This window comes from Micromonospora sp. WMMD882 (assembly GCF_027497255.1).
Classification (GTDB): domain Bacteria; phylum Actinomycetota; class Actinomycetes; order Mycobacteriales; family Micromonosporaceae; genus Micromonospora.
Genome location: NZ_CP114903.1, coordinates 908,850 through 924,578, shown reverse-complemented (window position 1 = coordinate 924,578; position 15,729 = coordinate 908,850). Strand labels below are relative to the sequence as shown.

The 15,729-nt window shown below is 74.9% G+C and carries 7 protein-coding genes; all 7 read right to left on the bottom strand.

What is annotated here, in order from left to right:
- Positions 1 to 3 precede the first annotated feature (3 nt).
- Positions 4 to 3,330 (bottom strand): right-handed parallel beta-helix repeat-containing protein, encoded by a 3,327-nt coding sequence (locus O7606_RS03505; RefSeq protein ID WP_281597539.1) that lies wholly within the window; start codon positions 3,328 to 3,330, stop codon positions 4 to 6.
- 7 nt (positions 3,331 to 3,337) lie between these two features.
- Positions 3,338 to 5,977 carry a hypothetical protein gene (locus tag O7606_RS03500; RefSeq protein ID WP_281597538.1) on the bottom strand — a complete coding sequence of 880 codons (2,640 nt, stop codon included), beginning with the start codon at positions 5,975 to 5,977 and terminating at the stop codon, positions 3,338 to 3,340.
- Positions 5,978 to 5,979: 2 nt separating this feature from the next.
- The gene (eccB, locus tag O7606_RS03495) at positions 5,980 to 7,335 is read right to left on the bottom strand and encodes a type VII secretion protein EccB (RefSeq protein ID WP_281597537.1); all 1,356 of its coding nucleotides are present in this window, start codon (positions 7,333 to 7,335) and stop codon (positions 5,980 to 5,982) included.
- 5 nt (positions 7,336 to 7,340) lie between these two features.
- Entirely contained in the window at positions 7,341 to 8,738 is a 1,398-nt protein-coding gene (eccD, locus tag O7606_RS03490; RefSeq protein WP_281597536.1) for a type VII secretion integral membrane protein EccD, read from the bottom strand.
- A 13-nt stretch (positions 8,739 to 8,751) separates the two neighbouring features.
- Positions 8,752 to 12,714: a type VII secretion protein EccCa gene (gene eccCa, locus O7606_RS03485; protein ID WP_281597535.1), complete on the bottom strand. Its 3,963-nt coding sequence runs from the start codon at positions 12,712 to 12,714 to the stop codon at positions 8,752 to 8,754.
- 61 nt (positions 12,715 to 12,775) lie between these two features.
- On the bottom strand, positions 12,776 to 13,126 hold the full coding sequence (locus O7606_RS03480) for a hypothetical protein (RefSeq protein WP_281597534.1): 351 nt from the start codon (positions 13,124 to 13,126) through the stop codon (positions 12,776 to 12,778).
- Complete coding sequence (locus O7606_RS03475; RefSeq protein ID WP_281597533.1) at positions 13,119 to 15,626, bottom strand: hypothetical protein; 2,508 nt, start codon at positions 15,624 to 15,626, stop codon at positions 13,119 to 13,121. The genes O7606_RS03480 and O7606_RS03475 overlap by 8 nt, the downstream gene beginning before the upstream one ends.
- Positions 15,627 to 15,729 lie beyond the last annotated feature (103 nt).

The following is a 15,729-nucleotide window of genomic DNA, read 5'->3' as shown; positions in this document are numbered from 1 at the left end:
CTCTCAGCCGACCGCGGCGAGGCCGCCGACGTGGCGGTCCGCCGTGGCGGCCGGGTCGGTGCGGCTGGCCAGCCCGTGCAGGTCGGCCAGCGCGAGGGTGCGGGACCCGGTGGCCCGGCTCAGGCTCCGGGAGAGCAGATGGGCGGCGCGGACCGTACGCTCGGGCAGCCGCGTCACCAGCTCGGCCAGCGCGGCCCGCACGTCGTCGGGGACCTCGTGCCCGCGCCGGACCAGGTGCCGGGCCACGACCTCGGCGAGTTCGGCGACGCCCAGCTCGGGAACGCTCCAGCGCGGTCCGAAAGCCTCGGCGAGGTCGGGCACCGAGGCGCGTAGACCGGTCAGCGCGTCCGGCTCGGCGAGCAGCACCACGACCGGGTCGCCCGCCCCGGTCCGCAGTTGCGCGGCCAGCGCCGCCACGACCTCCTGGCCGACGCCGTCGTCGACGTGGTCGACCAGCAGGACGCCGCCGGTGGCGTCCTGGAGGGCGGCCCGGACCAGGCTGGGGGCCTGGCCCGGCCACTGGGGCGCGAGGTGCTCGGCGGTCGACACCCGCACGAGCTGGCCGATCGGCACCAGGTCCAGTTCGGACAGGGCGGCGGCGTAGTGGCGGGCGAGCTCGCTGCGGCCGCTGCCGGGCGCGCCGGAGAGCAGGACGTTGCCCTGCCTGCCGTACGAGCGGCGGCGGTTACGCAGCTCACACAGGCGCAGCAGGGTCTCGCCGACGGCGTCGTGCAGCTCGGGCGCGCCCACCAGACGGCAGATGCGCTGCCAGCTCTGGGCGGCGTTGATCGCGCCACCCGGGTTCCGGGCCGGGTCGGGACGGCTGGGCTGCTCGACGGGCAGATCGTCGAGCAGGCGCAGCTCGGGGGCGAGGTCGTCGGCGGTGAGCCGGTTGATCTGGGTTTCCTGGGTCGGCGGGGTGACGGCCAGCCGGGTCGCCTGGTTGTTGATCATCGCTTCGAACAGCTTGCGGGCGACCCGGCCGTTGCCGAACGTCGCGTTCCGCGGAATCCGCTCGAAGTACGTGGTCAGCGCGGCGATCGCGTCGTCGGTCAGCTCGAAGTAGTGCTTCCGGCACAGGTTCGAGGTGATGGTGACCAGTTCCTCGACGGAGTAGTTCGGGAACTCGATGGTCCGGGTGAACCGGGAGGCCAGCCCCGGGTTGGAGGCGAGGAACTTCTCCATCAGCTCCGAGTACCCCGCGACGATCACCACCAGCTCGTCGCGCTGGTCCTCCATGATCTTCATCAGGGCGTCGATCGCCTCCTGACCGAAGTCCGGCCCGGAGCCGCCCGAGCCGGCCGACAGCGTGTACGCCTCGTCGATGAAGAGCACCCCGCCGATCGCCTGGTTGACCAGCTCGGTGGTCTTGATCGCGGTCGAGCCGATGTACTGGCCGACCAGGTCCGCCCGGGCCGCCTCGATCATGTGGCCCTTGGCCAGGATGCCCAGCTCGGCCAGGACCGCGCCGTAGAGCCGCGCGACGGTGGTCTTGCCGGTGCCGGGCGGCCCGGCGAAGACCAGGTGCCGGCTCATCGGCGGCATGGGCAGACCCATCCGCTGCCGCACCTGGGACATCCTGATCAGGTTGATCAGCGCGGTGACCTCCTGCTTCACCCCGTGCAGCCCGATCAGGCCGTGCAGCTCCCGCAGCGGCCCGGCCAGCTCGCCCTCCCCCGCCCCGGCGGCGGGACCGTCGTCGTGCGGGTCCGCCGGGGACTGCCCACCGTGACCGGGCCCGGCCGGGGGCGCCGGCGTCACCGGTCCCGCCGTCCGGCCGGTGGTGAGCCCCGTGACGTTCAGGTGGGCGTCGTCGGCCCGGCGGACGTCCTCGCCGCCGCTGTCCCGGGCCACGCATCGGGTCAGCGACACCGGCTCGGCGGTGTCCACGTCGAAGCCGGCGGCCCCGCTCTCCAGCACCTCACAGTCGGTGAAGCTGCCCCGGGCGCCGCGTTCCAGCCGTACCCCGGCCTGGCGGGCCCGCCGGACGCGCACCTGGTTGGCGGTCACCGTGGCGGACCCGCCGACCCGCAGGCCGTCGCCCGGGACGTCGACGACCTCGGTGTCCCGCAGCCGCGCCTGCGCGCGGTCGGCCGCCCACAGTCCGGTCCCGTCCAGCACCGCCGACTCCAGGGCCAGCGTCGCGCCGGAGCCGACCACGACGCCGCTGGCCGCCGTACCGCTGAACCGGGCGTCGCGGATCGTGCCGCGCGCCGACTCCCGTAGGTCGAGCGCGACGGCGCTGCCGGCGTCGACAGTCAGGTCCGTCGCGTCGACGGCGGCGTCGTCCCGGACCAGCAGCCCGACGCCGGCGGCGACGGTGACCCGCAACCCACGTACGGTCACCGAGGCGGCCCCGAGCAGCAGCGCCGCGTGTTCGGTGCTGCCCCGCACGGTGAGCTCCTCGAACCGGGGCGCGCCGCGGGCGTCGACGGTCACCCCGACCGGGGAGTCCGCGAGGACGCAGTCGGTGAACGTCGGCTCCGCCCCGCCGGTGACGTGCGCGGCGCTGCGCCCGGCCGAGGTGAAGGCGCAGCCCCGGAAGGTCGGGGTGGCCCCGTCCGTCACGTGCACGGACTGGAACCGCGCCCCGGTGAACTGCGAGTCCGTGACGAGCACGTCGACCTCGCCGCGCAGGAACACGTCGACGTTGGCGCTCTCCCGTACCCGCAGGTTGTTGATCCGGGCGTGTCCGCGCTGCTCCACCACGAGCGCCGGTTTGCCCGCGCCGACGATCTCACACCCTTCGGCGACGAGCCGGCCGTCCCCGTTGACGCAGACGCTGTTCGCGCCGGTCCGTTCCACCGTGCACCGCCGCAGGGTCAACGCGCCCGTGTCGCTGACCACGATCCCCGACCGGGCGACGTCCCGGACCACGGTGTCCTCCACCGTGCTCGCCCCCGGCGAGGTCACCACCACGGCGGCCCCGGCGGACGAGCGGATCTCGCAGTGCCGCAACGCGAGCGTCCCCTGCAACCGGGCCAGCAGCGTCACCCAGGCGGCGCCGGCGATCCGGCAGTCGTCCAGGGCGGCCTCCCCGGCGTAGACGTCGACCGCGGCCAGCTTCGGGTCGGCGCTCGACAGGGAGATGCCGCGCAGGTGGGCGCCCTCGCCGTGGACGGCCAGGACGCTGCCCTCCTCCACGTGCACCTCGACCGGGCCGCCCGGCCCGGCGGCGATGGTGATCCGGTTGCCGACGACGAGCTTCTCGGCGTACCGGCCGGGGTGGACGGTGATGGTGGCGCCCGGCTCGGCCTGCGCGACGGCCGCGCCGATCGTGCTGAACGCGCCGGGCTGTCCGCCGCCCACCGTCAGGACCTGTCGGCTCATCACCGGTTCACCCCTTCCTCGTGGCCGGCGGGCGGAGCAGGCCCGGCAACGCGCCGAACCGGTCTGCCGAGGCGGCGCCGATCCGTCGCCGGGCGTCGGCGGCCACCCACCGGTCCAGGCTGCGGCGCAGCGAGGTGACCGCCAGTTCGTCGAGCGACAGCCGGTTCTGGTCGACCCGACCGTCGTCGTCGATCTCGTTCGCGCCGATCTCGCGGAGCAGCACGCCGCCCCTACGGTCACCGTCCGGCTCCACCACCTCCAGGATCTTGAAGTGGGTGCCCGGCAGGAACACCACCCGGTCCGCGACGTGCTCGTCCCCGTCCGGCTCCAGCAGGGCGGTACGGCGCGCGGTCATCGACCAGATCAGCAGGTCGGTGTCGCCGTCCTGGCCGGCGCAGGGCGCGGTCAGCATGGGCACGAAGCCCCAGTCGGTGACCAGGCGACGCCCCCGGTACAGCCCCCACTCGTCGGCGCTCGGCGAGGCGCGCACGACGGTGCCGCCGCGGAAGGACGGCAACCGGGAGAGGCCGGACACCGCGCAGCGGGCCAACGGAACGTGCGGGCCGTTGACGCCCGCGCGCAGACCGGCGTCGATGCCGACGCCCCGGTGGGTCAGCAGCAGCCGGACGGCCACCGAGTCGACCAGGACGTCGTCGTCGGCGCTGTCGTTTCCGGCCTTCATGCCGGGGTGCTCGGACATGATCCGGGCGACCGAGCTGGCCATCGCGTCGAAGTCCCGGCTCAGCGAACGGCGCACCCAGGCCCGTTCCTCGGCCAGCCCGCGCCGGGGCAGCAGGGCGGAGGCGTTCGGCGTCGCCACCGGTTGCAGCCGGACCCCGGCCGGCTCCTCGCCCACCCGCCGCCTGCCGGTCGCCCCCTCACTCCGCTCCCGGACCGTCCCTTCCCGGACCGGATCCGCCGGAGCCGGCCCGTCCGTCGTCGGCTGGACCGAGAACGGCCCGTCCGCCGCCGGTCCCGCCGACACCGGCCCGTCCGGCGGTTCGGCCGCTACCGGTCGGGCCGCGCGGGGCGGGTCGGTGGGCCCGTCCACCACGGCCGGCACCTCCGCCAGCAGCGGCGCCGGCTGCGCCGGCGCAGCCGGAACCTCCACCGCCGCCGGGATTTCCGTCGGGGCCGGGATTTCCACCGCCGCCGGAACCTCCACCGGGGTCGCTGGGACCTCCACCGCAGCGGCCGGGACCTCCACCGGCGTGGCCGGGGCCTCCACCGGGTCAAGCGGGGTCACCGGTACGGGCGGAGTCGCCGGACGCAGATCGATCGGCCCCGGAACAGCGGTGACGCCGAACGCCGGCTCGGCCCGTTCCACCTCGCCCCGGGGCTCCGGCCCGCCGGTCAGGCTCGCCTTCGCGGCGCCCTCCGGCTTCTGCCCCGGTGCCAGCGCCGATGCCGGGCGCAGCGCGCTGGCCTGGCCCACGCTGCGCTCGATCCGGGCGGCCAGGTCGGTGGCCAGCTCCCGCATCCGGGCCGACCGCGCCGGCAGGGTGTCGTCGAAGATCATGGTGTTGGTCTCGGGGTCCAGCGGCGTGGCCCGGACCCGCTCCGCGTTCCCCGGCTCGTCGGCCGGGCGGACCCACAGCCCGGCCTCGATCACCTCGACCACGGCGTCCGGGGCGTACCAGTACACGCGGGGCGCGATCTCCTCGGTCCAGGCCAGCGGAGCACGGTGGCCGAGCAGCACCGGACGGCGGGCCCGCGACTGGGGGTGCGCACGGGGCGAGTAGCCGAGCTCCAGGGCGAACGGCTGCCAACCCAGGAGACCGTCGGCGCGTACCGTCCGGATCTCGTGCCGGGCGGGCGCGCCGACCGGCACCCCCGGGTAACAGACCACGTTGGTGGCGAGCAGGTCGGCGAGGGTCTGGCCGAACGACTCGCCCTCGGGCAGCCGCACCTCGCCGTACTGCACGAAGCGGACCCGCGACCGGCTGTCCGGGTCCAGGTCGCGCCAGAAGCGGACCACGTCGTCGAGCGAGAGCGGCGCGGTGCCCGGACAGCCGAGCAGGACGGTCATCGTCTCCGGTTGGCACGGCAGGTCGGCGACGAGCCGGTCCCGGTGCTCGGCGATCACCTCCGGGGTCCGTACGTCGTGCACCCAGACGCCGCCGGGCAGCGGCTCGATCTCCCCGGTGGAGCTGGAGGCGCGGCGTTCGGTGGCGGCGGCGTCCCAGGTCGGCGTCGGGTACCGCTTGGCGTCCCAGGCCGGTGGCCGGCCGGGCCGGAACCGCACCCAGCCGCTGCCCGGCTTCGAGTGCACGAACAGCGCGCCCGCCGCGCCCCGGACCAGGTCGCCGTCGGGGGCGACGACGGTGCGGTTCAGCCGCTCCGACAACCACTGCCCGGCCATGGCGGCCGTGTCGTGCCGCGGTCCGCAGGCGACCAGCCGGATCCCCCGGCGGCGGCGGGGCAGCACGCCGGCCATCGACTCCCAGGAGCCGATCGGGATGCCGCTGCCGAGGTCCAGCACCACCACGTCGTTGTCGGCGTCGGCCACCACGGACAATGCCAGGGACTGCGCCTCGCCGCTGATCTCGTCCCGGTGGTGCAGGACGAGCGCGTTGCCGACGGTGTGCTGTACCACGTCGCCTGACTCGCCGCGCGCGCCGCGCAGCAGATCTCGGATGGATGCCATGCCTACCCCCTAGCGGGACTGTTGACGGCCGTACGGCTGAGCACGGGGCCCTGCGGCAGCGCCGCCAGCAGGCCCCTCGGGAACGGGACGGCGGGCGCCCCGCCGAGTTTCAGGGCGGCGACCGTGCCGGCGTCGGCGAGCCGGTGCACGACGCCCTGGTCCGAGATCAGCGCCACCTCGGACGAGGCCGTCGAGGCCGGCGCCGGGCGCACCGTCAGGCCGGCGCCCGGCCTGGTCAGCACGGTGGTGGCGCCGTCGTCGCCGACGCCCGAGACGGGCCGCCCGGCGAGCACCACCCGGCTGCTCACCGCCTTCTCGCCGGCCGGCCGCTGCCGCAGGCAGAGCACCTGGCCGGCGGGGTCCTGCCAGCGGAACCCGGTGAGGTCGGGCAGCCGGCCGGTGAGCGTACGGTCGGCCGAGCGTGGCGCGGCGGCGACGGCGGCGGCGTCCAGGACCACCGGTGGGGCGTCCCGACGCACCTCGGCGAGCGCGAACTCCATCCGGTCGACCGGGGCCAGTCCGTCCGCGCGGAGTACGAAGAGCTGGTCCGCGCCGACGGCCGGCCGCTGCCGGAACAGCGTCCCCACCGGGTGGACCCGGCCACCCACCCGGGGGCCGGGCGCGCCCGCGCCGGCGATCGGCGCCGGGCCGATCGGGACGCCGGTCGGCAGCCAGTCCAGCCAGGCGGCCGGCGCGACGACCGGCCGCGCGGTGGCCGCGCCCAGCGCGACCAGCACCGACCCGTCGGCCACCGGGAACTTCTCCGCCCCCACCAGCAGGTACGTGTCCCCGTCCGGCCCCCGGGCCACGGTGAACGTCCGCTCCGCCAGCGGGGTGGCCGGGGCCCCCGGGTCGAGGTTCAGGCCGAGGCCGGCGCCCGGCCGGTCCACCACGGAGCCCGGCAGGCAGACCAGCCAGGGACCGGCCACCAGCGCGTCGGCGGTCGGCACGGACTGCGGCGCGTCGACGATGCCGAGCTGCGGGCCACGGGGAAGGTCCTTCAGCGACTCGCGGGAGACCAGCTTCACCGTGGCCGACGGGCCCTGGGCCAGCATCGCCGAGGTCAGGTTCGGGGTCGGGCGCAGCAGGCCGTCGCGGTAGACGTACCGGGTGCCGGTCTCCTTCTCGACCAGGATCACCCCGGCCTGCCGGTAGGCGGTGCTGCCGCCGGGCACGAGCCAGCCGTAGACGGCGAAGCCGCCACCGACCAGGATCACCAGGACGATCCCGACGAGCAGCCCGGTCAGCGCCCGCTGCCCGGGGATCTGCGCGCTCGTCGGGTCGCCCTGGACGAGGGCCGAGGCGAGCCGGCCCATCATGAAGCTGTGGGCGTGGACGTGGTCCCGTTGGGTCTGCACGGCCGTTACCCGAAGAGCCCGCGGGCCCAGGCGTAGCCGCCGAGGACCTGCGCCAGGATCGGCAGCACGGCGATGCCGGTGACCACGTCCAGGAACATCGCCGTGTGCTCCCAGATCGGCAGCATCCGGCGCGGCCAGGGCCGCAGCGCGGCGAACGCCAGCGGCGTCAGCAGCCCGACGAGGGCGCTGAGCAGCAGCCACCGCCAGGCGGGCGACAGCAGGTCGGCGAGCGTCGTGATGACCATGAGGTAGCCGACCGTACCGGCGGCGACCAGCGCGCAGCGCTGCCAGAGACCGAGAAAGGTACGGGCGCGCAACAGGACTGCGCTGGCGACCACCAGCACCAGGCTCCAGCCCGCCCAGCCGGGGGTCCGCAGGGTGAGCTGGAACAGCGCCGGCAGCAGCAGCGCCGCCGTGCACATCGCCACGGTCAGGTACGTGTCGGCGTCGTCGGCGCGCTGGTGGACCTGGTCGGACGGGGCGGGCTCGATGTCGTACGACATGTCCTCGCTGGTCTTGGGGAGCTGCGGACCGCGCAGCCGGGCCAGCTTCACCGCAACCCGGGGGGCCAGCACCACCACCACGACGAGCAGCGCGGCGGCGACGGCGGCGGTCCGGGCCATGGTCATGCCGCTGCCCTCGCGCATCAGCAGCACCACCGTGGTGACCAGTCCGGTCGCCCCGACCACCAGGAACGGCGGGCCCGGCAGGCGCGGCGCGACGGCGCGGCGCGCGAGCAGCAGGGCGGCGGCGACGGTGAGCGCGGCGACGGCGGCGGCCAACGCCGCCGGGCCGGTCGGCGCGACACGCTCCGGGTCGCCGTCGACGGCGCTGGACGCGGCCAGGGCCGCGAAGCCGACCGCGCCGCCGCCGAAGAGCAACGCGAACGCGTCGTCGTCGAGCCGGCGGGCGCAGACCAGGGCCACGGCCAGCAGCGCGACGCCCAGCACACCGCCCGCCACGACCTGGGGCAGTGCCGGGCCGTGCGCGGTGAGCACGGCGGCGACCGCGCCCATGGTGACCGCCGACAGCAGGAGGAACAGGGTCCGGCGGTGCTCGGGCTGCCACCTGTCAGTCCGTCGGTTGACGGCGGTGGCGACGCCGTCGGCGAGGTCGTCGAAGTCCAGCTCGGGCAGCGGATCCTCGGCCGGGCGCAGGTGCAGCTCCTCGCCTTCGAGCCAGTCCAGGCTCTCCGGGGTGCCGGTCAGGTCGAACGGGGCCTCGCCGAGGCGTTGCAGCACCCAGGCCCCGTCGTCGGCGGCCGGGCCGGGGTCGGTGGTCTGCCGCACCAGCAACGGCAGCAGGGCGGCCACCGTGGTGGTCGCCGGGACCGCCAGGTCGACCCGGCGGGCCGGGCCGGTCACGGTGATCCGGCAGAGCTCGGCGCTGAGCGTGGCGCTCATCGGTGGTCCTCTCTCATCCGACGAGCCCGGTCTGGATCAGCTTCACGCCGCGGCGGGTGACCAGTTGGGCTCGTCCGGGCGGCAGTCGGCGCGGCGCGGCCTCACCGAGGAACCTGCCCTCTTCCTTCGGGTACGACAGCAGGGCGGCCGGGGTGCCCAGCTCCCACATCCGGCGCAGGACCGGGTCCATCATGGCCCGCATCGCGCCCGAGGTGCTGCGCGCCACGATCAGGTGCAGTCCGATGTAGCTGCCCTGGGCCAGCAGCGGCAGCACCGGGTCGAGCGCGGAGCCCGGCCCCAGCGTGCGGTTCATCAGGTCGTAGTCGTCGACGACGACGAACAGCTCCGGCCCCTCCCACCAGTCCCGGCGGCGCATCCGCTCGGACGAGATGTCCTGACCGGGGATCCGGCGGTTCATCGACATGGCGGTCTGCCCGGCCAGCTCGTGCAGCCGGTCGCCGGTGAACCCGAACCCGACCTGGTAGTCGGCGGTGATCGCGGTGTCCAGGTCGCGGCGCGAGTCGCCGAGCACCACCTTGGCCTGCTCCGGGGTGTACCGCTGCTGGATGGCCCGCAGCACCAGCCGCAGCAGGTTCGACTTGCCGGTCTCGCTGTCGCCGAGGACCAGCAGGTGCGGGGTGGTCATGAAGTCGTGCCAGACCGGGGCCAGCCGTTGCTCGTCGCGGCCGAGACACACCCGGAAGGCCGGCTCCGGCAGCGGCAGGCTCTCCACCGGAAGCTGGGTGGGCAGCATCCGCACGCCCGGCGCCGCCGGCCCGGTCCAGAACGTGCCGATCTCCTCCACCGCGGACTTGGTCGCCTCGGCGAGGTCGGCGACCGACGAGCTGCCGTCCATCCGGGGCAGCGCCGCGAGGAAGTGCAGGCCGTCGCTGGTCAGGCCGCGTCCCGGCTGGGGCGGCACGGTGGCCGCCTTGCGGGACCCGACCTCGGACTCCATCGAGTCGGCCAGCCGCAGCTCCAACCGGGTGCCGAGCAGGTCACGCAGCCAGGTGCGCAGCTCCGACCACCGGGTGGTGGAGACGATCACGTGGACGCCGAACGACAGCCCCCGGGAGGCCAGCTCCTGGAAGCGGGTCTCCAGGTCGGCGAAGTCCTGCTTCATCGTGTACCAGCCGTCGACCACGAGGAACACGTGCCCGTACGGGTCGTCGATGTCGCCGCGGGCGCGGGCCGCCAGATACGCGCCGATCGAGTCGAGGCCACGGTTGGCGAACTCGTGCTCGCGGCGCTCCATCACCTGCCAGACCTCCTCGATGGTCCGGACCACCCGGTCACGTTCCATCCGGGTGGCGATGGAGCCGATGTGCGGCAGCCCGGCGATCGAGGCGAGCCCGCCGCCGCCGAAGTCGAGTCCGTAGAACTGCGCCTCGCGGGGGGTGTTGGTGAGCGCCAGGGCGAGGATGACGCTGCGCAGCAGCGCGGACTTGCCGCTCTGCGGGGCCCCGGCGATGCCGATGTGCCCGTCCGCGCCGCCGAGGTCGATGGTGAGCAGCTCGCGGAGCTGGTCGGCGGGCCGGTCGACGATGCCGACCGGCACCCGCAGCCGCCCGTGCAGGCCGGGGTCGTCCACGGTCATGCCCCGCGCCGGGTCCGGCACCACGCTGGGCAGCAGCGTGTCCAGGCTGGGCGCGGCGGACAGCGGCGGCAGCCACACCTGGCGGGCCGGCGGGCCGGAGCCGGCGATCCGGTCCAGCAGCACCTCGACCAGGCTCGGCCCGCCGACGGCGTCCGGCTCCGGCTCGGTCTCGGTCTCGGTCACCGGGTCGGCGGCCCGGGCCCGGCCGGGGTCGTGCCGGACCGCCACCTGACCGGTGGTGAACGGGACGACCTCGGCGACGACCTGGTCCGCCACGTCGTCCGGCCCGCCCGACGACCGGCTGCCCTGGTACGGCCCGGACACGTAGGCGGCCTTGAACCGGACCAGGTTGGTGGTGTCCACCTTCAGGTACCCGTTGCCGGGCTCGGGGGGCAGCTCGTACGCCTTGCCGACGCCGATCACCGACCGGGACTCCATCGACGAGAACGTCCGCAGGGCCAGCCGGTACGACAGGTGCCCCTCGACCCGGTTGATCCGGCCCTCGTCCAGCCGTTGCGAGGCGAGCAGCAGGTGCACCCCGAGGGACCGGCCGAGCCGGCCGATCGAGACGAACAGGTCCATGAACTCGCTCTTGCTGGACAGCAGCTCGCTGAACTCGTCCACGATGATCAGCAGCACCGGGAACGGCACCAGGTGCGCCCCGGCCGCGCGGGCCTTCTCGTAGTCGAACAGCGAGGAGTAGCCGCTGGCCCGCAGCACCTCCTGGCGGCGGGTCAGCTCCCCGTTGAGGGCGTCCTGCATCCGGTCGACCAGTGGCAGCTCGTCGGCGAGGTTGGTGATCACCGCCGAGGTGTGCGGCAGCTTCTCCATGCCGAGGAAGGTCGCGCCGCCCTTGAAGTCCACCAGCACCAGGTTGAGGATCTCCGAGGAGTGGGTGGCGGCGAGCGCGCAGACCAGCGTACGCAGCAACTCGCTCTTGCCGGAGCCGGTCGCGCCGATCAGCAGGCCGTGCGGTCCCATCCCGCCCTGCGCGGACTCCTTGAGGTCCAGCTCGATGACCTCGCCGCCCTCGGTGACGCCGATGGGCACGGTGAGCCGGTTGCGTTGCGGCGCCCGGCTCCGCCACAGCGCCGCGACGTCGAAGGTGTGCGCGTCCCGGATGCCGAGCAGGGTGGTCAGCTCGAAGCTGCTCTCCAGCGGCTCCTCGGCCACGTCGAGGGTGCCGCTGGTCCGCTTGGGCGCGATGATCCGGGCCAGCGCCTGGCACTCGACGGGACCGAGCCCGTCCCGGGTCGCCGAGCCGGTGGACTCCCCGGCGGGGAACGTCACCCGGTCGCCGTCCACGGTCAGCCGCAGCACCCGGGGCCCGCCGGGCATCCGGCCGGTGAGGTCGAGCAGCACCACGTTGCGGATGCCCGCGCCGAGCAGCCGGGAGCTGTCCGGCAGGTCGACCAGGTGCGCGACGACCACCACGAACGGCTCCACGGACGACGGTCGGGCCTCCCGGTCGTGGTCCCCCCGGTCGGCGATCTCCAGGCCGAGCAGGTCGACCAGCTCGTCGTGGCCGCCGGCGAACAGCCGGACCGGGCCGGCCGCGTCGAACGCGGTCGGGTGCGCGTTGTGCGGCAGCCACTTGATCCAGTCCCACGGTCCACGGTGCACCTCGGGCGTGAGCACGGCCACCCGCAGCTCGTCCGGCGCGTGCAGGGTCACCAGGGCGGCCACCATGGCCCGTACCAGGTCGACGGCCGCGTCGGCGTCGCCCTCGAACTCGACGCTGGTGAAGCTGCGCAGCCCCACCGACGTCGGCACGCCGGACACCGTGCGGTACGCCTCGGAGAAGCGGCGCAGCGAGATCGAGGCGAGCGGCTCCAGGTCCTCGATCGGTTTGGTCTGCGGGGGCAGAAACCGCAGCATCGCGTTCTGCCGGCCGAGCCCGATCCGGACCCGGGCGAAGTCGTCGTGGCTGGGCCGCCGCTCCCACAGTCGGCTGCTCATCGCCACCGACCACAGCCAGTCCGGCTGCGGGTGGGTCCAGACCACCGCCTGACGCTGCTGTTCGGCCGCCTCGCGCGCCTGCCGGCGCAGTTGGGCGATGTACCGCAGGAAGTCGCGGCGTTCGCCGCGCATCTGACGTTTCCGGTCGGCGGCGGCCCGGCCGATCTGCACGACGCCCATGAGCAGCATGCCGACGGCCATCGCGCCACCCATCACGTACAGCACCGGGGCCCGGTTGTAGAGGCCGAACATGGCCATCATCGCGCCCATGCCGAGGCCCATCGGCACGATCATCACGAACGACCGGAAGTCCAGCGGCGCCTCCTCCGCCATCAGCGGCGGCTCCTGCAGCTCCACCTCCCCGTCCGGCGCGTCGGGGCCGGTGGCCCGGGGCGGACGCTTGACGGTGACCGTGCTCATGCCGGCGCTCCCCGGTCGTGCCGTCGGGCCCGTCGGCTGCCCGTGGCAGCCTGCCGGCCGGTCATCCGAGCACTCCCGACCCGGCGTCACCGCTGTTCCAGGCCGAGTCGTCCTGCCGGAGCAGGGTGACCGCGTACCGGTCGGCGCGGGGCCGCTCGGCGGCGAGGTACCCGTCGTCGCCGTCGACCGGTCTGGCGGCACGACGCCCGGCCGACCCGCGCGACTCGGCCTCCTCACGTTCGCGGCGGGCCGCCTCGTCCATCGCCCGCTGCTTCTCGCGCATCAGCTCCAGCCGCTGCTCGGCGGTGTACTCGGGACCACCGCACATCGCCGGCCGTCCGGTGGCGGTCGGCGGCGTCACGCGGTCCCGCTTCCACGCCTTCAGCGGCATCGGTCCGGTCTCCTCACGCATCCCTCGTCCTCTCCGCCCACCCGACGTCGCGGGCCGTCGCCTGGTGCTCCGGCGTCGGCGGCGCGTCGTCGTCCCGCCACCACCAGGCGTTGCCGGGGTCGTCCCAGCCCGAGGTGTCGACGTCGTCCTCGTCCGGTCGCACGACGGGCACCCGGTCCTCCGCCGACGTCCGGTCCACCGGCGGCGGCTCGCCGCCGGTCCAGGTGGCCTCCTCCTCGTGGAGCAGGTCGGCGGCGTCCGGCCGGTCGGGCGGCCTCCGCTCGCCGGCCCGGGCCGCCGGAACTCCGAGGGGTACGCCGAGCGCCGCCCGCGTCGGGTCGGGCGCGCTCGGCGGTGGTACGCCGACCTCCCGGCCCGGCCCGCCGACCGTCTCCACGGCAGGGGTCGCGGTCGCCTCCACCGGCGGCGGGGTGGCGTTCACGTCCACCGGCGCAGGCCCGTCCGCCGCCGTGGGTGGGGTGCCGGGGCCCTCGTCCCGGCCGGGCCCGGCCGGTCGCCGCGCGGCCTTCCGGTCCCGCCCGCCGCCGACCGGCACCGGCAGCACGGGCAGCACCGGTACGACGGTGGGGGGCGCCGTCTCCGGACCGGGCGGCACGTCGACCGGTCCGGAGTCGAGGCCGACGCCGCCGGCCGTCGTGCCGGTGGGCGCCTCGGGGTCGCCGGCCGGGCCCGCGCCGATCGCCTCCCAGTCGGTGGCGTCCCCCTCGACCAGGCCGGAGGCGTCCGGACGCTCCGCCGCCGAGCTGCCGGCCCCGCCCGCCCCCGGCGCTCCCGGCGCGCCGGGCAACGGTGGCAGGACCGGCGGTGCCGTGCCGCCCACCGCGCCCGGTCCGGGCAGCGCCGATCCGGGCGGCTGGTCGTCCCGGTGGTCGCCCAGGCCGGTGCCACCGGAGGCGGCGCCGTCGGGCGCGAACGGGTCGCCGGTCTTCGGGAGGGTCGGGTTCCAGTCCCCCGGATCGCCGCCGACCAGGCCGGACGAGTCGGGACGTTCCGGCGTGGAGCCGCCCCCGCCCAGGCCGGCGCCGGGAGCGCCGGGAGCGCCCGGCAACGGCGCGCCGGGCGACGGGCCACCACCCGGCGTCTGGATCCCGCCCGGGTTCTCGATCCCGTCCGGGTCCTCGATGCCACCGGGCGTATCGATCCCACCCGGGTTCTCGATCCCGCCCGGGGCGTCGATCCCACCCGGCGGATTGATTCCTCCGGGCGGGGCGATCCCGCCCGGTTTCTCGATCCCGCCGGGAACGTCGATGTCGTCGGGCGGTCGCAGCCCGTCCGGGTCGTCCGGCACGTCGCCGACCGGCGGCGGCTTGACAGGATCCTTGTCGCCACCAGGCGGATTGAGGCCAGGTGGATTGAGCCCAGGTGGATTGAGACCGGGCGGATTGAGACCGGGCGGATTGAGACCGGGCGGTCCGGTCGTCGGTGGGGCGGTGACGGGTGGCGGGTCGTCCAGGTCGGGCAGTCCGCCCAGCGGCGGCTCGGTGACGCCCGGCGGCGGCACGTCCCCATCGGGACCGTTCACGCCGGGCGGACCGTCGAGGGCCGGCGGCGTCACGTCGACGCCGGGCGGATCCACCGGCGGCTGGGTCGGCGGATCCACCGGCGGTTGCGTCGGCGGATCGGTAGGTGGATCGGTCGGCGGGTCGACCGGCGGTTGCGTCGGCAGGTCGACCGGCGGTTGCGTCGGCGGGTCGGTCGGCGGGTCGGTGGGTGGGTCGGTCGGGGGATCCGTGGGCGGATCGGTCGGGGGATCCGTGGGCGGATCGGTCGGGGGTTCGGTAGGTGGATCGGTCGGCGGGTCGGTGGGCGGCGAGGTGGGCGGCTTGGTCGGGTCGTCGATGCCGAGGGCGCCGTCGCCGCTGGGCGAGCTGACCTTGTCGATGACCGGTCGGTACTGTTTGGCCAGCTCCAGCGCGACCTCCAGCATCTGGTTCGTCATCGGTCGGGCGTAACGGGTCGAGCTGATCGCCACGTTGCCGCCGGACGTGTGGTTCGCGCCGTTCGCGGCGGCGATCTTCGCCCAGGCGATGTCGAGGTAGTTCAACTGGTCCTGTGCCCACTTGAGGTAGCTGCCGGCCTTCATCAACTGGTACGGCAGCCCGGCCGACCCGGGCATGCCCAGGCCACCGGCCAACCGCTCGGCCTGGGCGCCCAGGAACTCACTGAAGTAGTCCATCTTCGCCAGGAACGCCCGCGCTGCCGGGCCCTGCCACGCCTTCTCCTCACCGGCGATGGCGTGCGCGTGCAGGTTGATGAACGTCTCCAGCCAGACCAGGAGGTTGTACGCCTGCTGGAAGGCGGAGGCCGCGTCGATCAGGCTCTGGTAGCTGACCAGGCTGGCCGCGTACGTCTGCCCGGCCTCGCTCTCGATCGCGGAGCCGCCGACGACCGACGCCTTGATCCGCCGCCACCCGGGCGGATCCATCTGCGCCCAGATCTCCAGGTCGTTCTCGGGCTCGGTCGCCACGTCCAACGGGGGAAAGGTCGCCTTCGGGTCCACGGAGTTCTCCCACGATTTCCCCGGATCTTCCTGCCCGTCCGCCATGACCTTCCCCCATTCCTATGCCGACACCGGCGCGCCGAGACGCGCCGGGCACTCCGCT

Bases quoted from the DNA above. Each gene is read 5' to 3' on its own strand.
- O7606_RS03505 (WP_281597539.1), bottom strand. From the start codon at position 3,330: ATGAGCCGACAGGTCCTGACGGTGGGCGGCGGACAGCCCGGCGCGTTC.
- O7606_RS03500 (WP_281597538.1), bottom strand. From the start codon at position 5,977: ATGGCATCCATCCGAGATCTGCTGCGCGGCGCGCGCGGCGAGTCAGGC.
- eccD (WP_281597536.1), bottom strand. From the start codon at position 8,738: ATGAGCGCCACGCTCAGCGCCGAGCTCTGCCGGATCACCGTGACCGGC.
- eccCa (WP_281597535.1), bottom strand. From the start codon at position 12,714: ATGAGCACGGTCACCGTCAAGCGTCCGCCCCGGGCCACCGGCCCCGAC.
- O7606_RS03480 (WP_281597534.1), bottom strand. From the start codon at position 13,126: ATGCGTGAGGAGACCGGACCGATGCCGCTGAAGGCGTGGAAGCGGGAC.